This is a genomic window from Enterococcus sp. DIV1096b, from assembly GCF_050498765.1.
Classification (GTDB): domain Bacteria; phylum Bacillota; class Bacilli; order Lactobacillales; family Enterococcaceae; genus Enterococcus_D; species Enterococcus_D entomosocium.
On record NZ_JBMHEK010000001.1, the window covers coordinates 3,061,408 to 3,086,000 of the forward strand.

Genomic DNA, 24,593 nt, shown 5'->3' on the forward strand with positions numbered 1-24,593 from the left:
AGTTTTGGAGGATTCCCCCATGTTTGATAAAACACCAAAGGAACTCGTGCTCAAAGATTTTTCTAATATCTACAATAAATGTCAATCAACCTTTGAACTAGTGACGAGCCGCAAATACAATGAATCATTGGTCCTATTAACGACTGCGGAAACGTATGCGATCGCTGAAAAAGCCTATATTCGCTGCGATACTGCCAAAGAGCTGCAAACAGCGGAAGTCATTGCTTTCTTTGATGCTTTTGAGATCTATTATTTTGAATTAAAACAAGTCCTTTTTCATGATGACGATGATTTTGTTTCTTTAAAAAATCGTTTAGAAAAAATGAAAGACACTTACGAAGCATTGACAGCCTCATTTCATTTGTTATGATGAAATCAAATCAAAAGTGAAAAAGGTGACGTTATGAACCAAGAACAAGTGTTGGATCGTTTACGAGAAGAATTGGCCATGCCATTTTTCGAAGCAAAACTAGAAGACAAAGACTATTCCGAAGAAGACTATCAACAAGTCAAAGCGGATTTGGTAAAATACTTTGATGACTATGTACGTAATGTAGAAAATTAAGAAACAGCCTGCGATGATTCATTCATCGCAGGCTGTTTTGCTATTATAACGTCACTAGAAAGTTTTGATTCGTGGTAGCTTCGATCTGAGGATGCTGTTTCAAATAGTCAGCAATCAGTTCCGTCATATCGACTTGTATCTCACGAACGATTTTTTCGGCAGAAAACATGGCGTAGTTGCCACCGCCCACGGCACGGTATTGGTTGATGACGATCTCTAATTCTTGGTCCATCGCAATGGCTTTTTCTTCAAAGTCCAAACGGGTGATTCGTTGACCAACGGGTTGACTAAGATCGATCGTATACTCGATGCCTTCATACATATCGTAGTTATAATATTGCGGTTTTGGTTCAATAAAAGCAGGATTGAAAACGATCTGACCGTCAACAACGGCTAAATAATCCGCCGTTTGTTCTAAAGCAGCTTTTAATTCGGCACCTGTTATTTTGACTACAGCTAACGTATTTGGGTAAATATAATTGGTAATCACATCCCGCATCGTGATGGTTGCGCCAAAGCCTTTGCCTTCATTGTTGAAAAGAGCAGTGCCAGAAATTTTGGCGCCACTGGCAGCCATCTGAACACGATTGATGAATTCAATATAAGGATGCTCTTTCAAGCGTGCCCCCATCGGATCGGTGATTCGCATATCCCCACTGACTTTGCCTAACGGCTGATCTAGCCATGTTTGTAACTCTTCTTCGATGGGTGCTAACAAGGCCAACGTCTCTTGATCTGGGACAGCATCCGCAACAGGGATCAACGCAGCCGTACTGTTTGTGACATGAACCCCTGTCTGATTTTTTTCAACCGTCAATTCGATGGCGCCGATAAAGCTTCCACGATAACCGGGCTGCACAACAGGGACACCATTGATTTTTGTGGCGATCTCACGATGCTGGTGTCCTGTGAAGAAGGCATCGATTCCTGAGACTTCCTGCAATAATTGATAGCCCTCATTTTCGCCGGTCAATAATTCAGTCGGTTCCCCAGTGACTAAATCACGCTCGAAGCCGCCATGATAACTGACAACAACAATATCGGCTTGTTCTCGTAAGTAAGGTACATAGTTTTTCGCTGTCTCAACGATGCTGACAAACTGCATCCCGCGAATCGTCGCAGGTTGTTCCCAATGAGGAATATAGGGCGTCACCATTCCTAAAATCGCGATCTTTACCCCTTCTTTTTCAATGATGGTGTAAGCTTGCCCAAAGAATGGTTCCCCCGCTTCATTTAAAATATTGGCTGCAAGTACCGGCGTTTGGTAGCTGGCGATCGCTTCTTGCAAATAAGGCAGACCGTAGTTGAACTCATGATTGCCTAAGACATGAACATCAACGTCTAGGTGGTTGACGACAGCGGTCAATGCGGCAACGGAGTGCTGGCTTTTGGCAATGTAATAGCTTAAGGGCGAGCCTTGGATAAAGTCGCCATTTTCGATCGTTACGACCGGTCCGGTGGCTGCTTGGCGCAGTTCTTTCATTTTGGTGGCAACTTTTGCCACGCCGAATCCTTGTTCCGTGTCATCGGCAAAATTGGTTGGATAGACATAGCCATGCATATCGCTCGTTTCTAAAAACGTGATTTTCATTCAAAAGACTCCTTTTCCCCTCAATACACCAAAAGGGCATGCGCATAAGTCGAAAACCCTCGAAAGCCAGCAAATTTTGCTTCCTTGCGTCTTCAAACCTTATGATACAAACCCTTTGGTGTTTCATCTCAGGTGTTTCCCTGATTATACCCTATTTTGACGAAGAAATTCAGAATTATTGGTTCCAAGCATCTTCTAATTGTGGTTTTGCGTTTTCAATCAATTGATCGACATCTTGATCTGTATTAGACAAAATGTTTTCCATGATTGAACGCATTTCATTGTAAGCAGGATCAGCATTTTCAATCACTGGGATCGAGAACAATTCTTTGGTTGCATCTTCTAATTTGGCAGCCACTTTTGTTTCAGGATTGTTTTTGTATTCATCGCTTTCCAAAACAGATTCAACAACTGGCATGTAGCCGGTATCGATTGCCCATGTTTTTTGCGCTTCTGGAGAAGTCAAGAATTTCATGTATTCAAAAGCAGCAGTACGTTGCTCTGGTGTTGCGCTGTTGAACATGTACAAGTCAGTTCCTTGTTGCAAGTTGATTGGTTCTGGACGAGCTGCTACGTCATATTCAAATTTGCCTTCGGTATCTTTTTTAACAAAACCTTCCCCTGCGATTGAGCCGACATACATTGCGACTTGCTCGTTGGCAAATGGTCCAGACAAGTATTGATCAGAACCAGCGATTCGGAAGTAGCCCTCTTTGACACCATCCAGGTAGTAGTTGATGACTTCTTTTGATTCATCGCTGTCTAGTTGCAAGTCTTTGTCAAAATCAACACCTTGGTTTTTCATTGCGATGGCGTAGTAGTTGTTTAATGAGTCAAAACCAGCACCTACTACTTCACCGTTTGATTTTTCAAAGATTTCTTGAGAAGCTTCTTTTAATTCTTCAAGGTTTGTCGGTACGTCAATACCATACTCGTCTAACATGTCTGCATTGTAGAACAGCATTTCTGTTGATTTGTTGAAAGGAATCCCGTATTGCACGCCGTCGATCTGCGCGCCTTCTAAAAGGGCACTGCGGATCTCTTCTTGGTCACCCCAACCGATAGTATCATCGTTGATGTATTCGCCAAGGTCAACCAACATGTCATCTTGGGCAGCATTCCATAACCAACCAGGATATGCTTGGGTGATAGTTGGTAGATCTTTTGGTGAAGGTAAGGTTGAATTCACCTTTGCTTGTAGATCAGAGTAGCTGGATTGGTTTTGCAATTCGATCTTGATGTTTGGATTTTCGTCCATGAATTGCTCGGTCAATTTCGTCAATGATTCTTCTTGCGCACCATTCATTGCATGCCAAAAGGTGACAGTCGTATCTTCGCTTAGTTCTGTAACGATTTCATCACTTTCGGTAGAACCAGATGAATCGTTGTTGTTTCCACAAGCCCCTAATACCACTGTCGCGGCTGCAGCTGCTGCAAATGCAAGTTTCTTTGTTTTCATTTTTTCCTCTCCTCTATCACTCTAAAATAATTTTTTCACCGCGTTGCGGCAATATTCTTTCACCATACGGATTCACCAGATTTTCTGGTTTCAGCGTATGGATTGGAACCAATCGTTGGGGCTCGATCCATGCAATGATCTGATCTAAATCAGCTGGTTTCGCATGTCCCGAGTTTGGCAAACGGACAAATTCGATCTCCAGTGCTGCCAATTGATCCAAAAAGACTTGATAAGCTGGATCAAAATCGCCTAACGGCTGCGCATCACTGTGAATATACAAACCACCCGTCTGCAAGTTTTCAAAATGCGCGACTGCTTGCCAAAGGTACTGGCTCGTGTCGGCACATAATGCTTGATAAGAAATGGCGAAGGCTGGATCGAGAGTCGCTGGTACTTGATCATCGATCGTATAGAACGGTACATCTTTATTGAAAATTTCTTTCAACAAAGCAGCTTGCGTCGCCTCTAAAACAACCGTCCGCGGCGCGGCTTCAACAAGCGCCATAAAGCGCTCGACATTGGCTGGATAGCCATTGAAAGTAATTTGTCGTTGGGGATTTTCTTTGACCAGACGCACGAAGGTCTCGATCAATTCTGTTTCACTTTCCACTGTGATCGCTTTGGGGTCCGGTTCTCTTTCTGGAAAGCTGATGCTGACCCCTTCCATCATCAATAGATCCGTGTGTTTGGCTAATTGACAGAATTCTTTGGTACGCTCTGGATGATAGCCATGCAAACGCAAATCACCGGTATAAGCGATAAAATGATCCGGCGTGCGAATTAACAAGGCCGCCGCACCGTACGCATCATGATCGACTGGAATGATCTCGACTTCGATTTCCCCGATCCGAATCACATCATGGGGTTCTAAGCCGATCAATTCACGGACAAAGCTTTTTTCCTCATGAGGAACGGGCAGCAAGAAGTCCCCTTTTTGATTCAACACTTCGAGGATCGCTTTGGTTTCCTTCAAGGTGTACATAGGAATATTTGGGTCTAAAAAGTTGATCATCTTGGAATGATCCAGATGGGCGTGGGAAAGAAAAACTGCTGTTTCTTGGTATTCTTTCGTTTCGCTTCCTTGGTACGTGTAGTCTAAGCGTGGATCGTAGACATTTTTCAGTTCTGGTATCCAGCGATGCGCAACTAACGTTTGTAATTCTTCATCTGGTAAGGGTGTTTCTGGATGATACTCCGAACCGAAATCAAAAAAGATATGGGCATCTTTGTACGCAACTTCGATGACGGTTCCTCCAATCGTTAAAATTCCGCTATGGAAGGTGATCGTTGTTTTATCCTTTGATGCCATCTTTAGCCACTCCTTTGATAATTTCTTTTCTAAAGATCAAGTAAATGATCAGAATTGGAATGACGGTCAAGGTCGCTGCCGCCATTTGTAAATGAACGTCACTGCCGCTTTCTGTGGTAAAGGCAGCCAATCCATTATTTAAGAGACGGTATTTTTTCTCATTCGTCACTAACAACGGCCATAAGAAAGAATTCCAGCTAGAGATGAACGTCAGAATCCCGACTGTCACCAAGGCTGGTTTAGACATGGGGATCAAAATTCGGCGGATATAAGCTAGGTCGCTGGCACCGTCAATTTTGGCTGCCTTATAAAAGGTATTAGAAATACTTTGTAAATAACCGTTTAAATAATAGATGTAAAAAATACTGGTCAGAAACGGAATGATCAAGGCACTATACGTATTCAATAAGCCCATTCGAGCAATCGTATTGTAATTGGTAAAGATGATGGATTCATAAGGAACCATCAGTAAGGAGATCATCAAACCAATCACGAGACGCTTGTATTTGAATTCAAGACTCGTTAATGCAAAAGCAGCTAAAATTGCCGTGATCAGCGTCGCTATGGTAGTGACCGCTGAAACAAAGACCGTATTGAAGAAGTAGCGTAAAAACGGTGCTCGGGTAAAGACTTCCCCGTAGTTGCTCCATTGGAAGGACTCTGGCATGATCGTCGGTGGAATACTGGTTGCTTCACTGTAGGTCATTAGACCAGCTAAAATCATATAGACAAAGGGAAACAGCGTGATCACTGCTAAAATTGCTAAAAACAGCATCGAAACAATCGTGACAATTTTTTTCATTCGTTTATTCGCCCACTTTCTTCAAAAGTTTATTTTGGATAAAGGTGACGAGCAAAATAATGATAAACAAGATCACGGTTGCCGCCATTGCAATCCCCGGACGTCCGGCGATATGGAATTTGTCGTAGATATAAAAGACTGCTGTCGTGGCACTACGAGCGATCCCTGGCTGGCCGCCAAACAAAGCATATACTTGGGTATAAACTTTAAAGGCACTGATCAGATTGACCGTCAACAAGAAAGCAAAGGTCGGGATCAACTGCGGAAAGGTGATTTTCCGAAAAATTTCGCCATCGGTAGCGCCAAACATTTTTGCGATTTTATAATGTTCTTTGTCGATGTTGCGCATTCCTGCCAACAAGATAATAATGTTGAAGGCGAGGCTCGTCCAAACGCCGAAGATGATCAAGGTCGTCATACTCATGTTGACGTTATCTAGCCAGTTGACTGGCGCAATGCCGACAAGACCTAGCAGATAATTAATGATCCCGTAAGAGCCATTGAAAAAGTAACGAAACACGATCCCGATCGCAATCGTACTTGTGACATAGGGCATAAAGAAGATCGTTTCAAAAAAACTTTTGTATTTGACTTTTTCAAAAATGATCCAAGCAATCGCTAATGAGAGAATCAGCGAGATCGGCACGACCGCAAAAGCAAACAGTGCTGTGTTTTGCAGTGCTCGAAAGAATACGGGGTCCGTTAAAACCCTTTGATAGTTCTCAAGCCCAGCATACTGTTGGTTAATCAAGGTTCCTTTTTGGAAACTCATGATGAAAGAACGAAACAGCGGATACACACTGAATAAGAAAATAATGACCAATGAAGGCAGTAAAAACAGCCACGCCTTTGGTTGATTCTCAGGGTTATAATTTTTTTTGAACATTAGTAGACCCGCTCTCCTTTTTCATCAAAGATAAAGGCTTTTTTGTAATGAAAATCAAATGACACTTGCGCGCCTTCTTCAATGATCTCTTCAATACTAACGATCGATTTCATATGTTTTGCAGCCAGATCAAAGTTCAAGATTCGTTCTCGTCCGATCAGCTCCACACTCTTGATTTCTGTTTGGAACAACCCCGTTTGTAAGGTGGTCAGCACATCTTCTGGACGAATACCTAACGTATATTGGCCGTCTGTCAATGGTTTCTTGAAGCGAATGTCGGTAAAGCGGTCAACTGGGATCGTGAATGCTGGATGGATCATTTGTCCCTCTTTGACTTCTACTGGCAAGATGTTGATGATTGGATTACCAATGAATTTCGCTACGAAAAGATTGTTTGGTTCTAAGTAAAGGTTTTGCGGATCATCATTTTGTTGAATGATCCCTTCATTCATCAAAATAATCTTGTCACTGATAGAAAGAGCTTCTTCTTGGTCATGAGTCACGAAGATCGTAGTGATTCCTACTTCTTTGACTAACCGACGAATTTCTTCACGGATCTTCAAGCGCAAACGGGCATCTAAGTTACTCAATGGTTCATCCAGCAGTAACACTTCTGGACTTTGCACCAAAGCACGAGTAATGGCGACCCGTTGCTGTTGTCCACCGGAAAGGGTTCCTGGTTTTTTCTGACTTAATTCTTCAATATTGGTCAGCTTCATGAACTTTTCAGCAATTTTCTGTGCTTCGTTTTTCTTGATTTTTTTCTCTCCGACTGTCAAGGGAAACATGACATTTTCTAACACAGTCATATGGGGATAAAGGGCATAGTTCTGAAAAACAAACCCGATATTGCGGTCTTTCGGCTCCGTCTTAACAACGGAAGTACCATTAAAGCGGATATCACCATCGGTGGGACTTAACAACCCCGCGATCAAATTCAATATCGTCGATTTCCCGCAACCACTAGGTCCCAACAAACAAACCAAATCGCCTTTTTCTATTGTAAAATCTACTGCTTTCAAGGCTTCGAACTTATTATCAAAAACCTTCTTCAACCCGACTACTTCTATCAAAACTGCCCCTCCATTTTCTCTTTTTCCTCCGAATAGTTGACTGGCATTTCAAGTCACAAAAAAAACGAACTCTTGATGTTTCGGTCAAACGCTCAAAGAAATTCGATTTTAATCATAACAAACGAATGTTTTTATTCGATACTATTATTGTAAATGTTTTGTAAAAACCAATGGGAATTATGAAAGAATTTTTAATTAATTTACCAAACAATGAGAAAACGATGAGTGATTCAAAGGGAATTCTACCCGCTAATCCCGAACGTTTCGTCATTTTTCGAAAATTTTCATGAAAAAATGAATGAATTTTATCAAATATACATACCTGTGTATAATAACACTATTTTTACACAGCTTTTTTATCAAAAGCACCCTTATTAAATACTTACTAAAATCGTCAGTATCTCTCCGATTAAAATAACAAAAAAGGACGGTTTCCCCAAAGAAAACAATCGTCCTTTTTTCCCTTCAGTTATTCGACTTCATCGATCGTCAACGTCAGCAATTTCGTTGAGACTTGCTCAAGAAAATAACGGTCGTGTTCAATGATCAGCATAGAAGGCTCCACCAAATGGATTACTTCCTCTAATTGCTTCTGATTGAAGACATCCAAATAATTCAGAGGTTCATCCCAGATAAACAATTCTGCTGGTGTTGCTAATGATTTGGCTAGTTCCACGCGTTTACGCTGCCCCATGCTCATTTGCTGGATCGGCGTTTGAAAAACAGCTCTTTCCAAGCCAAGCTTTTTTAAGTTATTTAGCAGATCTTGATAATTCAAGCCATGCTCTTGGGCAAATTCTGTCAGCATCCCACAATTGTCCTCGTAGTTTTGTCGAACATAACTGATGGTGATCCCATGGGCTGTTTTGATCGTCCCTGTCTGCTGTCCTTCGAAAGTACCTAAAATACTCGCAATCAAACTGGACTTGCCAGATCCGTTGGCCCCTTGAATCCCCAAGCGCTCTTTTTGACGGATCGCAAACGTCAGCGGTTTAAACAAAGGCTTCTCATAGCCGAGCTGAAAATGCTCTGCTTCCAGCAACACGTCATGATGGCTAACAAGCGGGGTCATTTTCAGAGGATCGATCCACTCAATGTCTTTTAACAACGCAGACTTGTCTTGAATTTGATCTTCCATCCGTTTAACGATCGCTTTCGAGCGCTTCATGGTCCGTGCCGCTCGGGCACCGATCGCCCCCGTATCATAGATTGCCCCACTGCCTTTTTTGGTCGGCGACCCTAATTTGTCCCGTTCGCGTCCTCGGGACCACTCCGCTTTCTCGGCTGCCGTCTGCTTCAAACGACCGATTTCTTTTTTCAACTTGCTGTTTTGTTCTTGCTCATAGGCATCTTTTTGCTGCTTTTGCAGTTCATAAACTGAATAATTCCCTTTGTACAACACCAAGCGGCTTTTTTCGATCGCCAATACATGATCGACGACTTCATCGACAAACTGTCGATCATGGCTCACAACGATAAACCCGGTTTTTTGCTGCAAATAGCGGGCAACATGTTGGCGAGCGGTCACATCCAAATGGTTGGTTGGCTCATCGATCAAAGCAAAATTCTCTTCATCAACGAACAAACGCGCCAATAGAACTTTCGTTTGCTCGCCGCCAGATAAAGTGGCAAAGGGCCGCCAAAGAACTTCTGGATCAAGTTGCAGCAGGTTCAATTCTCGTTCCAAACGCCACTGCTCAAATTCACCTGATTCTTGTAAAACAAAAAGCGTCAGTTGCTGATCGTCAGCGACGGTTAAGGGAAAATAAACGAATTGCTGCTCATGGGTAATCGAGCCGCTATACGGCAATTCATTGAGCAGCAAACGCAGCAAGGTCGTTTTGCCGCGACCATTTCTGCCAATCAACCCTAATTTCCATTGAGTATCAAGGTTCAAGTTGGCATCCTCAAAAAGCAACCGTTCCTGGCTATCAAAGCCAAAAGTTAAATGATTAATACTGATATTCGACATAAATATACCTCGTCTCTATTCACGGAATAGAGTAGACTAAAGCTATTTTCAGAATCAGTTTTTAGAGGTACACAAAAAGATCCCCCATTGAAAAAGTCAACCAATCCTGAAAATCTGCAGACTATCCCCTTGGAGGAACAGTTTCATGCAGCTTTCAACAAATTGGTTAATTTTTCAATGGAGGATCCCTCATTTCGTTTAATAGTGCCCTAAGTATAGCATTGATCGACAAAAAAGCGCAAGCTTGCTATTCCTTGCTATTTCAACTTTATATTTTGTTCACAAACTATCCCCGCTTTTGATGGAAACACTTCATTAAAAAACAAAAAAAACCATCAGGTTGGTTAGTCCTGATGGCAAAAGGAGTAAAATGAAAAATAAAAAGGTTGTTGGTTGTGAATTCATTATACCTCCGATAAAAAAACTTTACATGTGAAAAACATAACAGTTAAATTAAATAACTCTTGTTTAACTTGAATGTTTATCATTTTTTTAACAATAAAGCGGTCATCCGTTGGATAGCAAAAGAAATTTCGTCCGTTGCTTCATCTTGCTTAGCTTCAGCTGCATCAAAGGCTTCTTGGTCGATTTTGTTATCCAGACTCAAAATCATCTCATCACAGCCGGCAACATATTTCATATACGCTCGCTCGAATTTTTTATGGATCCCCATCACATTCGCTGGTGGACGCAATTTGCTGATTTTTTCAAGCATCAAGCGGTATTTGTCCGTGCCTTCTTTAAAAATTCTGGTAATCTCAGCTAGCCGCTCAGGTGTTACCTCTGCTTCTTTCTTCTCGTCGATCGCTTTGCGGATCTCTTCATAATTGGGATTCATTTTCTCCCCGATTGCTTCTGTTTCTTTGACAAGATCGTTGATTGTTTGTACATAAAAACCTAAGTTTGGTCGCACAGTGGGTCCCCTACTTTCTTTGTTATTATCTTCTATTTTACCGTTTCTTGATGCAAATGAAAAGGTCAAGAAACAGCCATAGGGTTTATCGAAAATAAGCCAGCAAAAAAAGGCCTGCTGCCCATGGAGAAGGACAGCAGACCATTCGTTGTTTTTCTGTTTATTTTTGGCTTATTTGCGTCCCATTGCTCGTTGGATCGCTTTGACGATCTCAACGACTGGAATGATCGCAAAGGAGGCGCCTAAAACGATGCCCCATTGATACAAGTCAAGGTGTGCGACACGGAAGATATCGTTTAATCCTGGCACAATGAAGATCACTAGCATCAACGCAAAGGACAACAGGATCGCCCAGTTGAAGGCTTTGTTTCTAAATGCTCCTACTTTACAGAGCGACTGATGGATCGATTTGACGTTGAAGGCATGGAACAATTGCATCAATCCTAACGTGGCAAAGGCCATCGTTAAGGCATCGGCATGGATCGCATCGTACGTATTGTGAACGGGCCATTGGATCGCTGACCAATAAACGAACAGCACGGTTGCTGCTTCTAAGATCCCTTGGTAGATGATACTGCTCATCACACCACCGGAGAAGAAGTTGGAACTGCGTCCCCGCGGTGCATGTTTCATTAGATCTTTTTCAGCAGGCTCCATTCCTAAGGCAATTGCTGGGAAGGTATCGGTTACTAGGTTGATCCAAAGCAAGTGGATCGGCAATAGCGAGTCCCAACCCCACAAGGTTGCTAAGAACAAGGTCAAAACTTCCCCTAGGTTAGCGGCTAGCAAGTATTGAATCGCTTTTTGAATATTGGAGAAGACTTTACGTCCTTCTTCCACTGCTACGACGATCGTAGCAAAGTTGTCATCGGCTAGGACCATATCGGAAGCACCTTTAGAAACTTCGGTACCCGTAATCCCCATACCTACCCCAATATCTGCTTGTTTCAAGGATGGTGCATCATTGACCCCGTCACCAGTCATGGCAACGACTTTGCCTTCTTGCTGCCAAGCTTTGACGATGCGGACTTTATGTTCCGGCGATACCCGCGCATAGACTGAATAGTGGGCTACCTTTTGGGCAAACTCTTCTTCGCTCATTTTATTGAGTTCAGCGCCGGTCAAGACAGCATCATCATCGCCCGGTTTGATGATCCCTAAACGTCCCGCAATGGCTTCAGCTGTATCCCGGTGGTCTCCGGTGATCATGATTGGACGAATCCCAGCTTCTTTGGCTAAACGTACCGCATCGGCTGCTTCTGCCCGTTCTGGGTCAATCATTCCGACTAAGCCAGCAAAGACCAAATCATTTTCGACGATTTCTGATTCTAAGTTTTCTGGCACTTGATCTACGTATTTGTAGGCCATTCCCAATACCCGCAGCGCTTGTTTTGCCATATCGGTATTGTTGAATAAGATTTTTTCTTTTTCTTCATTCGTCATTGGTAGCTCTTGGCCATCCAATAGTACTTTTGAGGTTCTGCCTAGTAAGACATCCGGTGCACCTTTGACAGCAACTAAATAGCGGCCGTCTTCTTGTTGGTGGATCGTACTCATAAGTTTTCGGTCAGAATCAAAGGGCAGATCCGCTACCCGTGGTTCTTGATTGACGAGATCCCGCACATGGAATCCTTGATCCATCCCGAATTGCACCAATGCGGTCTCGGTCGGATCACCGATCAAGTTGCCTTCTTCACCAAATTTTGTATCATTGGCAAAGTTCATGACTTTTAATGCCATGTTGTCTAACGGAATATCTTCTGAAGCAGCATGTTGTTTGCTATTGACATACAATTTTTCCACGGTCATTTGATTCAACGTCAAAGTACCAGTTTTATCAGAAGCGATAATATCCGTTGCCCCAAGGGTTTCAACCGCTGGTAATTTACGGATCACTGCATTTCGTTTCGCCATTACTTGCGTACCTAAGGCTAAGATGATCGTTACGATCGCTGGCAGACCTTCTGGGATCGCCGCTACTGCTAATGAGATCGAAGTCAATAGCATGTCGACCCATGACGTATTGTTAAAGATCGTTCCAACAAAGAACATGATCACTGCAATGATAATGATGGCGATCGTCAGGAATTTTCCTAGTTCATTTAAGTTACGTTTCAATGGTGTTTCGGTTTCTTGGGCGCTAGCTAGCATGCCAGCGATTTTCCCAACTTCGGTTCCCATTCCTGTATTGACCACGACCCCTTTTCCGCGGCCATAGGTCACATTACTGTTTGAATAGGCCATATTGACGCGATCGCCGATCCCGACATCCGTCCCTTCGATGACAGTCAATTCTTTTTCGACTGGTACGGATTCACCGGTCAAAGCGGCTTCTTCAATTTTTAACGAACTTGCTTCTAAGAGGCGTAAATCTGCCGGTACGACATCGCCAGCTTCTAATAGGACAATATCCCCCGGAACCAATTCATCGCTCTTGATGGTGACGGTATGACCATTACGCAGGACATTGGCATTTGGTGTGGACATTTCTCTTAGTGCTTCGATGGCCTGCTCTGCCTTTGCCTCTTGAACAACACCCATGATCGCGTTGATAATGACAACTGCTAAAATAATAATTGAGTCCACGACTTCATGGGAAACGACTGCTGAGATAATTGCCGCCGCTAGCAAAACGATGATCATCAAATCTTTAAATTGCTCAAAGAATTTTTGTGCCATCGATTTCTTTTTGCCTACTTCTAATTCGTTGGGACCATACTCAGATAAGCGTTTTTGCGCTTCATCGTTCGTTAATCCATTGGCATCTGTTTGCATTTCTTCCAGAACATGCTGCGCTTCTTGCGCATAAAACGCCTGCGATAGCTGCTCCTTTTTGTTTTCTTCTGACATGTTTCTCCTCCTTTTATACTTACTCTTCCTTTATTGTACATGATATGAAAAAAAATAGACTTATGTATGCACTGTCTAAGCATACATAAGTCTCACTGTTTAAGACAGCACCAGAAATTTCTTTCAGGATGGTGATACTGCCGCAGATAAAATCCGCCAATTACTCCCTCATGTTCATATCAATAACCTACATTATACAAAAACTTTTCGGGTCTGGCAATTTTATTTTCGCTGAAATTCAACAAAGAATTTCTCTTAAAAATCAAGCGATGACCGAGCCGTTTGGCATGCCTTTTGGCGCTTCCACGATTTGCAGACGACCATCATTGTCTTCTGCAGAAAGGATCATTCCTTGGCTGACTTGCCCCCGCATTTTCCGTGGTTTCAAGTTGGCAACGATCACGACTTTTTTGCCGATCAAATCTTGTGGTTCTGGATAAAATTCAGCAATCCCCGATAAAATTTGACGATCTTGATCATCTCCCGCAGCTAAGCGGAATTGTAGCAGCTTGTCGGCCCCTTTGACTTTTTGACAATCAACGACTTCTGCCACTTTTAATTCGATCTTGTCGAAGTCTTCGTATTTGATCTCGGCTTTGTCTGATTGCAATGTGGTTTCTTCTGGATTCCATTTGACTGTTTCTTCTGGACTTTGTGTCCCTTCAGCCATTTTCTTTTGGATGTAGGCTACTTCTGTTTCAAGTTCCAACCGAGGGAAAATCGGTGTGCCTTTGGCAACGACTTTCGTGCCACTTGGAAATTCACCAAAGCGTAAATCTTTCAGATCCATGGCAACAGAAGCCAATCCTAATTGTTGGAAAATGTTGGCTGGTGTTTCTGTCATCACCGGTTGCAATAAGATCGCAACGATGCGTAAGCTTTCCGCCAAATGAACCATCACACTGTTTAATTCCGCGCGCTTTTCTTCTTCTTTGGCTAACACCCATGGTTGGGTTTCGTCAATGTATTTGTTGGCACGGGAAATCAATGTCCAAACTTCTGACAATGCCGTACTGAATTCCATTTTATCCATGGCTTCATGGTAACGACCAACCACATTGGCCGCAGTCGTTGACAGCTCGCTATCAAAAGGCGTTACTTTTGAGGCATAATCGGGCACTAAGCCATCACAATATTTATTGATCATGGCGATCGTCCGATTCAGCAGGTTGCCTAAGTCGTTGGCTAGATCGTAGTTCAAACGAGAAACGAAATCTTCTGGTGTAAACACACCATCGCTACCAAAAGGAACCGCCCGTAATAGATAGTAACGCAACGCATCTAAGCTGTAGCGCTCCACTAACATTTCTGGATAAACGACATTGCCTTTTGATTTCGACATCTTGCCGTCTTTCATCATCAACCAGCCATGACCAAAGATTTTTTTCGGTAAGGGCAAGTCTAAGGCCATCAGCATGATTGGCCAATAGATCGTATGGAAACGCACGATTTCTTTCCCAACCATATGCACGTCAGCTGGCCAGTATTTTTGGAACAAGGAATCGTCCTCTGAGCCATAGCCTAATGCCGTAATATAGTTAGATAACGCATCGATCCAAACATACACCACGTGTTCAGGACTAGCCGTGACAGGAATGCCCCATTTAAAGGTCGTTCTGGAAACAGCCAGGTCTTCTAAACCTGGTTTGATGAAGTTATTCAGCATTTCATTTTTGCGTGATTCTGGTTGAATGAACTCTGGATGTTCATCATAGTATTGAACCAAACGATCGGCGTATTTGCTCATGCGGAAGAAATAAGAAGATTCCTTCACCAATTCTACCTCATGACCGCTTGGCGCTTTGCCGCCGATGACTTTGCCCTCTTCATCTCGGTAAACTTCTGCTAATTGCGTTTCAGTAAAGTATTCTTCATCAGAAACAGAATACCAGCCTTCATATTCACCAAGATAGATATCTCCTTGATCAAGCAATTGCTGGAAGATTTTTTGAACGGCTGTTTTATGGTAGTCATCCGTTGTACGGATAAATTTGTCATAACTGATGTCTAGTGTGTTCCATAATTTCTTGACGTCAGCTGCCATTTTGTCGACGTATTCTTGCGGATCTACGCCAAGTTCTTCTGCTTTTTTCTCGATTTTTTGACCGTGCTCATCGACACCCGTTAAATAAAAGACATCAAAGCCCATCAATCGTTTGTATCGTGCTACCGCATCACAAGCGATCGTCGTGTAAGAATTCCCGATATGCAGCTTGCCGCTTGGATAATAAATTGGCGTCGTAATATAGAATGTTTCTTTTTCAGCCATGGACGCAAGTCCTCCTTTTCACTAGTAAAGTGTATACTTAGGTAGTATACAGTTCGCAACCCAAAAATGCTATAAATTTAATCAAAAAAGCGGACATAATAAGACCTTTCTTCATGCTCTAAAAGAAGCAAAGGAATCGTTTTCGTCCTTAAAACGCAGCAAATAAACCAGCAGATTTGAGTATTTCTTTTCTACTAGTTATCATAGCGCAGATAGCCGTTCACTTCAATGTTCTAGGGGAAGAATCTGATCCTGACAACGAATCTCATAAGAAATAAAGGTGTTTTATCTCTCTTTGATTAACAGGTACTTCTTTTGCTATAATGAGGAAGACTTCTCTTATAGAAAGGAACGCTATGACTCGAAAAAACAAACAGCATTTTTTGCTTTTAACCGCGCTTTCTGTGGGGCACTTGCTCTTTTCAACCACAGGTTACCCCTTTTTGTTTGCTTACTTCAACAGCCATGATTACGCGGCGCTTTTTGCGACAGCGTTGGCAATCCTACGGGTAGCTTTTCTGCTATGGATCGCTCTTTGGGGCTATTTAGCACTCAAAGAACACCCTCGGTCTTCTTGGCTTTATCTCGCACTGTTTTTCATTAATTTGATCGTTCCTTATTTTTTCCGTTAAGGAAAACCATCGCGCTCAGTTACTTACTTTATCTAAGGCAGGAGAAACCAATGAAAGAATTTACCTCAAAATCAGCTGAAAAACACTACTATGAGAAAGAAGCTTCTGAAGCAGACTTTCTTACGTGGTATCAGGCACAAGATCAGCCGAAATACGAGAAACCCTCCGTAACCGTCGATATGGTGTTGATGTGTTACAACAAAGAAGAAGAACAACTCAAAATTGCGCTGATCCAAAGAAAAGGCCATCCCTTCCGCAATTCTTGGGCATTGCCGGGGGGCTTCGTCAATCCGAATGAATCGACAGGCCAAAGTGTGATCCGTGAAACCCAAGAAGAGATCGGGGTCACCATCTCCAAACAAAACATCGAACAGCTGCACACCTTCAGCACCCCTGGTCGTGATCCGCGTGGGTGGGTAATCACCGTCAGCTATTTGGCATTTATTGGTGAAGAGCCCTTAAGTGCTGGGGACGATGCGAATCAGGTACGCTGGTTTTCTCTGGAAAGAAAAGCCAATCAAATCTATTTGACCAGCGGTGAGATCGAGATCATTCTTGACCTGGTGACTGGTGCCTCTGTTGGAAAAGATACGCTGGCTTTTGACCACAGCGCGATCATTCTCAAAGCCTTCAAACGGGTTGCCAACAAGATGGAACACGAGCCGCAAGTGCTTCTTGTATTAGGCAAAGATTTTACGATCACGGAAGCCCGCAAAGTATTCGCCAAGTTTTTGGGGATCGATTTCAAAATGATCGATCATTCCAACTTTAAAAAATCCATGCTTCAATATTTTACGGAGGTCGGCGAAAAGCCCGTTGGCATCGGGCGTCCCTCAAAGATCTATCGCTTAAATGACGCATTTTTAGGTGATAAAATGTAAAAAAATACAACCCCCTGCTAAACTGTAGTTTGGCAGGGGGTTGCTGGTTAATCATAATTAGTGAACGTGGTTCCTAGAAACAAAAATCATAAAGATTTTTTCTATACCCTAGGCGATCCCTGGCGTTCCTTCCAGTTCAAGCAGATCAGCTGCTCATTTCGCCTGAGAGCCGCTCTAGCTTCTGTTGGTCCTGCGTGTCCAACGTGACAAAACGCAGTTCTTTGCCGTACCACTGCGCTTTGTACTGGATTTTGCGAACAAACTGATGCCAATCGCTGATGCTGTAATGACCGGCTTTTAGAACCGTTTCTTCAGCAATTTGTTCCAAATAGATTGTATCGTACTGTTTTACGAGATGATAACTGACTTGATCGATGAATTCCCGCTTTTGACAGCAGTGAAAACGATAGAGGCGAGCGACTTTTCCTTTTAGCTTCTGATAATTCCGTGCCTGAGTCAAAAGGATTTTTTTCCGTTTGACCGCCGTAGCTTTCACCTGAAGTTTGCGTTCTGCTCGTGTCAGCTTCTGTTTTGTTTGGATCGCATGCTCACAAGTGACCGGTACCGATTGGTTGGCTTTGATCAGCTGCTGCGGATCATAAACAACCGCGATAGACGCTTGCTGTTTCGGGAGTGGTGTGATCTCTTCCAAACAAAGAATCGAGATATAAAACTCTTCATTGTTTTTCGCTGAGATCGTTGCCGATTTGATTTTCCCTTTGATCTCCCGATGCTTTTTTACTGGAACCAGTGTTTTGAGCTTTGGCAGCTTGATTTGATCCTCTTCAAAGTAAATGGTGTGCTGCTGATTATTCGTAGTATACGATTGCCAAATACTTTTTTTGGTTTTCATTTTTGGAAAGCCAGCCCGCTTTTGAAAGTAATTTCGAAACGCTCGGTCCAGATTCCTTTGTGCATTCGCCAATGCCAAACTATCGGTCTCCTTCAAAAAAGGATACTCCTTTTTTAGTTTGGCTGGCGTCAACCCTTGCTTTGCTTCATTGTTGGCCAGCTCCTCCATCTTCGCCTCCAGCAGTTGATTGTACGTAAACCGAACACAGCCGAAGGTTTCGATGAAAAACTGTTTTTGCTGTCCATTAGGATAGATCCGAAATTTGTATGCTTTTAAAACACCCAGTTTCATCTCCTCCTAACACTCCCTATACCTTTGACGCTAGTTCCCCTTTTTTTGTGCTAACTTTTCTTGGTAGATCTTGGCTTCTTGTTTCGTGGCATAAACGAAATGTCCTGGTGCGATCTCTTCCATTGCTCGTTCTTGGTTATCGTTTGGTTCGCTGACGTATTTGATCCGTTTGCGTTGACGCTCATGGTCAGGATCTGGCAGCGGAATCGCTGATAAAAGACTTTCAGTATACGGATGGACCCCGTAATGATAGATTTCATCACTGGTTCCTACTTCTAGCAGTTTGCCGTTGTGCATCACGCCGATCCGATCGCTGATGTGTTTGACCATCGATAAATCATGGGCGATAAACAAGTACGTCAATTTATGTTCTTCTTGCAGATCTTGCAGCAAGTTGACAACTTGGGCTTGGATCGAAACATCCAATGCCGAGATCGGTTCATCACAAATGATGAATTTTGGATCGACGGCTAATGCTCGGGCGATTCCGATCCGCTGACGTTGTCCCCCTGAAAATTCATGAGGATAACGGGTCCCATGACTTGGGTTTAGTCCGACGGTTCGCAAGAGTTCATCCACCCGATCATTGCGTTCTTTTTCATTTTTAGCTAATCCGTTGATATCGATCCCTTCGGCAATAATGTCGCGAACTTTCATCCGTGGATTCAAGGAGGCATAAGGATCTTGGAAGACCATTTGAACTTCCCGGCGAAAATCAGCCAGCGGTTTCTTGCCTTTGATTTTCATAACATCTTGTCCATCAAAAAGAACTTCGCCTCCGGTAGGATTATTCAAACGAATCACCGTCCGTCCAGTGGTCGATTTTCCGCTTCCGGATTCACCTACTAGACCAAAGGTTTCTCCTTCATAGATTTGGAAGGAGATATCATCGACGGCTTTGACTTCGTCTTTGCGGCCAACGTTAAAATATTGTTTGAGATTCTTTACTTCAAGTAAAACTTTTTCCAACCGTTTCTCCTCCTTTAGACAGATGCCTGAGTATTTTTTTCTTGGAATTTTTTCCAGCGAATCAAGATCTCATCCGGCGGAGTTACCTTCGGTGCTTGCGGCGCTAACAGCCACGTTGCTGCTTTGTGGGTCGGTGAAACATCAAAGAACGGCGGTTGCTGTTCTGCATCGATCTGCAAAGCAAATTCGTTTCGTGGATAAAAAGCGTCCCCGGTTGGCGGGTCCAACAGATCCGGCGGTGAACCAGGAATCGCGTACAAACGATCGCCTGTCCCTTCTAACGTTGGCATCGAACCCAACAAGCCCCAGGTGTATGGATGTTGCGGGTTGTAGAAGATTTCTTCTGCGGTGCCCACTTCGACGATTTTCCCACCATACATCACGGCTACTCGGTCAGCCACATTGGCAACGACACCCAAGTCATGGGTGATAAAGACGATGGACGAATTGATTTTCTTCTGAATATCTTTTAATAACTCTAAGATCTGTGCTTGGATCGTTACATCCAATGCAGTCGTCGGTTCATCTGCAATTAAGATCTGTGGGTAACAGATCAGCGCGATCGCAATAACGATCCGCTGCCGCTGACCACCCGAAAATTGATGCGGATAATTTTTCAAGCGTTTCTCAGCATTCGGGATGCCGACAAGGTTCAGTAATTCCAACGCTTGTCGCAAGCCCTCTTTTTTACTGATTTTGTTGTGCTTCATCAATGACTCTGCCACTTGCTTGCCAATCGGCATCGTTGGGTCTAGTGAAGTCATTGGATCTTGGAAAATCATGGCGATTTCCTTGCCACGGATTTTTTGCAGTTCTTTTTCGGATTTTTTCAAAATGTCCGTCCCATTGAAGAGGATCTGGCCATTATCGACATTGGCATTGCTGGCTAATAACCCCATGATACTGCGGGTTGTCACGGACTTGCCGCTCCCGGATTCGCCCACGATCGCCAAGGTTTCTCCTTTGTATAGATCGAAACTGACATCGCGGATCGCTTGGACTTTCCCAGCAAAGGTGTCAAAAGAAATTTCTAAGTTTTTCACTTCTAAGACTTTTTTCATAGCAATCACTCTTTCATTTTCGGATCAAAGGCATCACGCAAACCGTCTGCCAGCAAATTGAACCCAATCATAATCACAGACAAGGTCACAGCCGGCACCCACATTTGGTAAGGCAGGAACAAGAAGGTTTTGTAGCCATCGCTTAGTAGCATCCCTAAAGATGCTGAAGGTGGTTTTAATCCTAGCCCAATAAAGCTTAGGAAGGCCTCGAAGAAAATCGCCGAGGGAATACTGAACATCATTTGTACGATGATCACGCTGGAAATATTTGGTAATACGTGTTTCATCGCAATCTTGAGACGGCTTTCCCCCAGCGTTGTTGCGGCTAAAACGAATTCCTGATCTTTTAGTTTCATTGTTTGGGCCCGTACGATCCGCGCCATTGGAATCCAGTTAGTGATCGCCATTGCTGCCACGATCGAGAAGATCCCAGGTTCGAAAACTACCAACATTAAGATCATTACCACTAAGTTGGGAATACCTGATAAGATTTCTAGGAAACGTTGCATCACATTATCGATTCGTCCACCTAAAAGACCAGAGATCAAACCATAGGTTACACCAAAAATGATATCTAGCATCGCTGCGATAAACGCAATCAATAAGGAGATACGTGTCCCTACAAATAGACGACTCAATAAGTCACGACCTAATCCATCCGTTCCTAAAAGGAAATATGTCCCGTCAGGTACATTGGCAGCTGCATACTTATCTACTAGCTCGCCTCCCACCATCGCATAGCCGTTTAAGCCATTGATGTTGATACCGGGAATTTTCGGCGGCAGATTTGTAAAGGTCACATTTTGCGCGGTCGGATCATGTGGCGAGACAAAAATGGTAATGATTGAGATCGTAATAATGATCAGCAACAAAACGATTGAGAAAACAGCGGCTTTGTTCTTTTTCAAACGACGCCATGAATCTTGGAAAAAGGTTAACGAGGGGGTTGCGATCGCTTCACGCTCTTCATTGGTATTTTTTTGTAACGGTTGAAATTTGGCTGCATCGATGGCAGCAACATCATTTGCTGTGTAAGGTTTCTCTGCCATTAGCCACGACTCCCTTCTGAAACTCGGATCCGCGGATCAACGATTCCATATAAAATATCAACAACAAGAATCACAAAGACCAACATTGCGGAATAAAGGATCGTTACCGCCATGATCGTTGGATAGTCATTGGTCATGATTGATTTTACGAACTGTTCACCGATACCCGGGATCGCAAAAATATTTTCTACGACAAGGGAACCAGTCATCAAACCGACAGCTAGCGGTCCTAACAACGTCAATAACGGAATCAAACTATTCCGCAAACCATGCTTGAAGGCAATTTCCCAGCGGCTTAACCCTTTTGCTCGTGCCAACTCGACATAATCACTATGCAGCACTTCCACCATCTCGGTTCGAATAAACCTAGCGGAATCCGCTAACGGCGACATCGCTAAGGCGACGGTCGGTAAGATCGTGCTGGCAAAGGTCTCCCACTTGGCAATCGGCAAGATCCCTAGTTTGATGGCAAAAATATATTGCAGCAAAACGGCAAAGACAAAGTTAGGGATCGAACGCCCTAAGATCGCCACTAAGGTAGACGTTGTGTCGACCCAAGTATTTTGTTTCATTGCAGAGATCGTTCCTAAAATGATCCCAAAGAAGGTACCAAAGATGATCGCTTGTAGTCCTAGTTGCAGTGAAGGTCCGATTCTTCCTGATAATAAATTCGCTACTGGCTGGTTTTTAAATTGGAAAGAGATCCCAAAGTCACCTTTTAGTAGATTGGTCAAATAAAGCCAATATTGGGTAATGATCGGTTTGTCCAATCCTGCTTGCTCATTTAGCAAGGCAATTTGTTCTGGACTTAATTTTTCAGCATTCGTATATGGTGTTCCTGGCAAAAATTGCATCAAGAAAAAGGTGATCGTGGCAATCAGCCATAATGTTAAGACCATGTAGAACACTCGTTTCAATAAATATTTCAAAAAGCTGTTCACGCAGTTTCCCCCTTAAGTATTTTGACTTCTATTCAATAATTATGTAAATTAACATAGTACGAATCATTAAAAAGGAGTCAGATCATGAAAATAAAAAAAAGTAGTGGGCTCATACCCCTCCTATGCCTCGCAATTTCTGGCGGATGGTTAGCCATAAAAAATGAATTTTCCATAGCAGCTCTTTCAGATGCCCTTTTCTTGTGGGCGCTGTTCTTTTTGATCATTGGCGGTTTTTTATGGGTATTTGCTTCTGGTTTCTTTGACCATTTTCAATATTCCATGAAGAAAGCTTTTTCCAAAAATAAAACAGATTATCTGAAATTATCCCAAGTCGGCAAACAGAGTTACGCCTTTTGGTTATGGCCTGGTGTCTTCTTGTTATTCCTTTCATTGCTCTTTTTAATGATTGCTACTAGTTAATTTCATTCTTATAGTTTTACTCATTGAAATGAGAAGCAAAAGGCTGAGACAAGAAATTGTCCCAGCCTTTTCTTCGGCATTTCAAGTCAACTACTCGTGATTATTCGATTGATGTCCACTTGTAGTCGTATTGTGCGCCCGCTGCGTGAGCAACAACACCTTTGACTTTTGTTGCACGTAAGTGTGCTTCCGCTTTTTGATAAACTGGAATGACACCTTGTTCATTCATAATGATTTTTTCTGCATTGACTAAATCTTCCCAACGTTTGTCAGGGTCATTGGCATTGGTCGTACCTGCTGCTTTTACAGCTGCATCGTATTCTTCACTGCTCCATTGACCACGGTTGTATGAGTTACCTGTCGTAAACAAGTCAGTAAAGCTACTTGCATCGGCATAGTCAGCACCCCAACCGCCCATTACTGTATCAAAATCACCCGCATTTGAACGATCCAAACGAACAGAGAATGGAACTGGACTTAACGTGACTTTCACACCGTCCAATGTTTTTTCGATCGTGTCTTGCAAGTACTCAATGATTTTCTTGGTTGAGTCTGTATCAGAAGCTAAGATATCAAATTCTAATGAATCGATTCCTAATTCTTCTTTGGCTTTTTCCCAATATTCTTTTGCTTTCTCTTGATCGTAGCTAATGACGCTGCCAGCTGCTTCTGTGAAGTCTGTATGATCGCCAGGGCTGAAAGTCATGCCTTCTGGAACCAAACCACTTGAAGCAATTGAACCATCACCTAAGATGGATGTTACTAAGGCATCACGGTCGATCGCATAAGAGATTGCTTTACGCAAATTTTCGTTACGGAAAGGTGAATCTTCATCACGTTGATTCAATTCTAAGTAAGAAGTCGTTGCTTCTGGTTGAGAAACGAATGCTTCGTCGTTAGCCATCTGTTGCGCCAGTTCACCTGTTAGGATGACATCATCTGCTTGACCATCTTGGAAAAGATTCAAGGCAGTTGAGGATTCTTTCACGACGCTTACGTTGATCGTTTGTAATTTAACAGTGTCTTTGTCCCAATACTGATCGTTCTTTTCATAAGCCCATTCTGTATCCGTTCCTGGTCCATCAAAACCAGTCAGGACAAATGGTCCATTATAAACGGCATTGTCGCTTGTTGATGCATATTGATCGCCATTTTCTTCCACTACTTTTTGATTTTGTGGGAAGAATGATGGGAATGCTAATAAGTAATCAAAGTAAGGTGTTGCTTTTTCTAGGGTGATTTCTAATTCATAATCCCCCACTGCTTTGATGCCTAGCTCTGATGGATCCGTATCGCCAGCTGTGATGGCATCCGCATTTTTGACTGGTGAAAATAGATACGCATATTCTGATGCAGTTTCAGGTTTGACCGTCCGTTGCCAGCCATAAACATAATCCGCTGCTGTAACAGGGTCACCATTTGACCATTTCGCATCTTCACGCAATTTGATCTTGTAAGTTAGTCCATCCTCGCTGACTTCAGCTGCTTCAGCTGCACCAGCAGGTTGTGGTGTGCTGTCAGCATCCAAACGATACAGTCCTTCATATACATTGTTCAATGCACTGAAGCTGATCGTATCGGTTGCTAATGAAAGATCCGCACTTGGCATTTCTTGTGAAACCACTACGTTAAATACTTGTTCTGCGTTGCTATCGCCGCTAGTTGCTGTGTCATTGCTTGAACTATTTGTTCCGCCTGTTGTACAGCCGGCTAACACCACGCCACACACAGCTACTAAACCATAGGCCCATTTATTTTTCATCCTGTCCTACCCCTTAATTGAATTAATTTTCAGAATAATCATTCG

At 43.0% G+C, this 24,593-nt stretch carries 21 protein-coding genes; 5 read left to right on the forward strand and 16 right to left on the reverse strand.

Features of this window, described 5'->3' with window-relative positions; translation table 11 throughout:
* Positions 1-19 precede the first annotated feature (19 nt).
* Together IGJ17_RS14305 and IGJ17_RS14310 are read left to right on the forward strand one after the other, a co-directional pair.
* Entirely contained in the window at positions 20-370 is a 351-nt protein-coding gene (locus tag IGJ17_RS14305) for a hypothetical protein (protein WP_005233740.1), read from the forward strand.
* Between the two features lie 33 nt (positions 371-403).
* Entirely contained in the window at positions 404-565 is a 162-nt protein-coding gene (locus IGJ17_RS14310; RefSeq protein ID WP_005233739.1) for a hypothetical protein, read from the forward strand.
* Between the two features lie 43 nt (positions 566-608).
* On the opposite strand, the gene IGJ17_RS14315 is transcribed toward IGJ17_RS14310, so the two are convergent.
* From IGJ17_RS14315 to metG, 10 genes are all read right to left on the reverse strand, one after another.
* Positions 609-2,156 (reverse strand): bifunctional metallophosphatase/5'-nucleotidase, encoded by a 1,548-nt coding sequence (locus IGJ17_RS14315; protein WP_005228018.1) that lies wholly within the window; start codon positions 2,154-2,156, stop codon positions 609-611.
* A gap of 175 nt (positions 2,157-2,331) precedes the next feature.
* Entirely contained in the window at positions 2,332-3,615 is a 1,284-nt protein-coding gene (locus tag IGJ17_RS14320; protein WP_429961562.1) for an ABC transporter substrate-binding protein, read from the reverse strand.
* Between the two features lie 16 nt (positions 3,616-3,631).
* A complete protein-coding gene (locus IGJ17_RS14325; RefSeq protein ID WP_005233728.1) occupies positions 3,632-4,924 on the reverse strand; it encodes an MBL fold metallo-hydrolase in 1,293 nt (430 codons plus the stop codon).
* The gene (locus IGJ17_RS14330) at positions 4,908-5,726 is read right to left on the reverse strand and encodes a carbohydrate ABC transporter permease (RefSeq protein ID WP_005228015.1); all 819 of its coding nucleotides are present in this window, start codon (positions 5,724-5,726) and stop codon (positions 4,908-4,910) included. The genes IGJ17_RS14325 and IGJ17_RS14330 overlap by 17 nt, the downstream gene beginning before the upstream one ends.
* 4 nt (positions 5,727-5,730) lie before the next feature.
* A complete protein-coding gene (locus tag IGJ17_RS14335) occupies positions 5,731-6,612 on the reverse strand; it encodes a carbohydrate ABC transporter permease (protein WP_008379450.1) in 882 nt (293 codons plus the stop codon).
* Positions 6,612-7,685, reverse strand: a complete 1,074-nt coding sequence (locus tag IGJ17_RS14340) for an ABC transporter ATP-binding protein (RefSeq protein WP_005233711.1) — start codon at positions 7,683-7,685, stop codon at positions 6,612-6,614. Before IGJ17_RS14340 ends, IGJ17_RS14335 begins: the two co-directional genes overlap by 1 nt.
* Before the next feature lie 469 nt (positions 7,686-8,154).
* Positions 8,155-9,657: a ribosomal protection-like ABC-F family protein gene (abc-f, locus tag IGJ17_RS14345; protein WP_086316601.1), complete on the reverse strand. Its 1,503-nt coding sequence runs from the start codon at positions 9,655-9,657 to the stop codon at positions 8,155-8,157.
* 484 nt (positions 9,658-10,141) lie between these two features.
* The gene (locus IGJ17_RS14350; protein WP_005228008.1) at positions 10,142-10,570 is read right to left on the reverse strand and encodes a hypothetical protein; all 429 of its coding nucleotides are present in this window, start codon (positions 10,568-10,570) and stop codon (positions 10,142-10,144) included.
* Positions 10,571-10,741: 171 nt separating this feature from the next.
* Positions 10,742-13,420 carry a cation-translocating P-type ATPase gene (locus IGJ17_RS14355; RefSeq protein WP_429961563.1) on the reverse strand — a complete coding sequence of 893 codons (2,679 nt, stop codon included), beginning with the start codon at positions 13,418-13,420 and terminating at the stop codon, positions 10,742-10,744.
* A 262-nt stretch (positions 13,421-13,682) separates the two neighbouring features.
* Positions 13,683-15,689: a methionine--tRNA ligase gene (metG, locus tag IGJ17_RS14360; protein ID WP_005233704.1), complete on the reverse strand. Its 2,007-nt coding sequence runs from the start codon at positions 15,687-15,689 to the stop codon at positions 13,683-13,685.
* A gap of 356 nt (positions 15,690-16,045) precedes the next feature.
* Here metG and IGJ17_RS14365 point away from each other — a divergent pair, with 356 nt between their 5' ends.
* Entirely contained in the window at positions 16,046-16,321 is a 276-nt protein-coding gene (locus tag IGJ17_RS14365; protein ID WP_034872151.1) for a hypothetical protein, read from the forward strand.
* A 50-nt stretch (positions 16,322-16,371) separates the two neighbouring features.
* Positions 16,372-17,202 (forward strand): NUDIX domain-containing protein, encoded by an 831-nt coding sequence (locus IGJ17_RS14370; protein WP_005233702.1) that lies wholly within the window; start codon positions 16,372-16,374, stop codon positions 17,200-17,202.
* 145 nt (positions 17,203-17,347) lie between these two features.
* Here IGJ17_RS14370 and IGJ17_RS14375 read toward each other — a convergent pair whose 3' ends face one another.
* The 5 genes from IGJ17_RS14375 to opp3b are packed head-to-tail and all read right to left on the reverse strand — an operon-like array spanning position 17,348 to position 22,366.
* Positions 17,348-18,346: an RNA-guided endonuclease TnpB family protein gene (locus IGJ17_RS14375; RefSeq protein ID WP_008379437.1), complete on the reverse strand. Its 999-nt coding sequence runs from the start codon at positions 18,344-18,346 to the stop codon at positions 17,348-17,350.
* Between the two features lie 30 nt (positions 18,347-18,376).
* Positions 18,377-19,315: an ABC transporter ATP-binding protein gene (locus IGJ17_RS14380; RefSeq protein ID WP_005233685.1), complete on the reverse strand. Its 939-nt coding sequence runs from the start codon at positions 19,313-19,315 to the stop codon at positions 18,377-18,379.
* A 14-nt stretch (positions 19,316-19,329) separates the two neighbouring features.
* The gene (locus tag IGJ17_RS14385) at positions 19,330-20,382 is read right to left on the reverse strand and encodes an ABC transporter ATP-binding protein (RefSeq protein WP_216593164.1); all 1,053 of its coding nucleotides are present in this window, start codon (positions 20,380-20,382) and stop codon (positions 19,330-19,332) included.
* Positions 20,382-21,425 carry an ABC transporter permease gene (locus IGJ17_RS14390; RefSeq protein ID WP_005233683.1) on the reverse strand — a complete coding sequence of 348 codons (1,044 nt, stop codon included), beginning with the start codon at positions 21,423-21,425 and terminating at the stop codon, positions 20,382-20,384. The genes IGJ17_RS14385 and IGJ17_RS14390 overlap by 1 nt, the downstream gene beginning before the upstream one ends.
* Positions 21,425-22,366 (reverse strand): oligopeptide ABC transporter permease, encoded by a 942-nt coding sequence (opp3b, locus tag IGJ17_RS14395; RefSeq protein WP_005233681.1) that lies wholly within the window; start codon positions 22,364-22,366, stop codon positions 21,425-21,427. The genes IGJ17_RS14390 and opp3b overlap by 1 nt, the downstream gene beginning before the upstream one ends.
* Positions 22,367-22,450: 84 nt before the next feature.
* Here opp3b and IGJ17_RS14400 point away from each other — a divergent pair, with 84 nt between their 5' ends.
* Positions 22,451-22,786, forward strand: coding sequence for a DUF3899 domain-containing protein (locus IGJ17_RS14400; RefSeq protein WP_005227990.1), 336 nt, complete (start codon positions 22,451-22,453; stop codon positions 22,784-22,786).
* Positions 22,787-22,886: 100 nt separating this feature from the next.
* Here the strand turns inward: IGJ17_RS14400 and IGJ17_RS14405 are convergent, their stop codons facing one another.
* Entirely contained in the window at positions 22,887-24,548 is a 1,662-nt protein-coding gene (locus IGJ17_RS14405) for a peptide ABC transporter substrate-binding protein (protein WP_005233679.1), read from the reverse strand.
* Between the last annotated feature and the right edge of the window lie 45 nt (positions 24,549-24,593).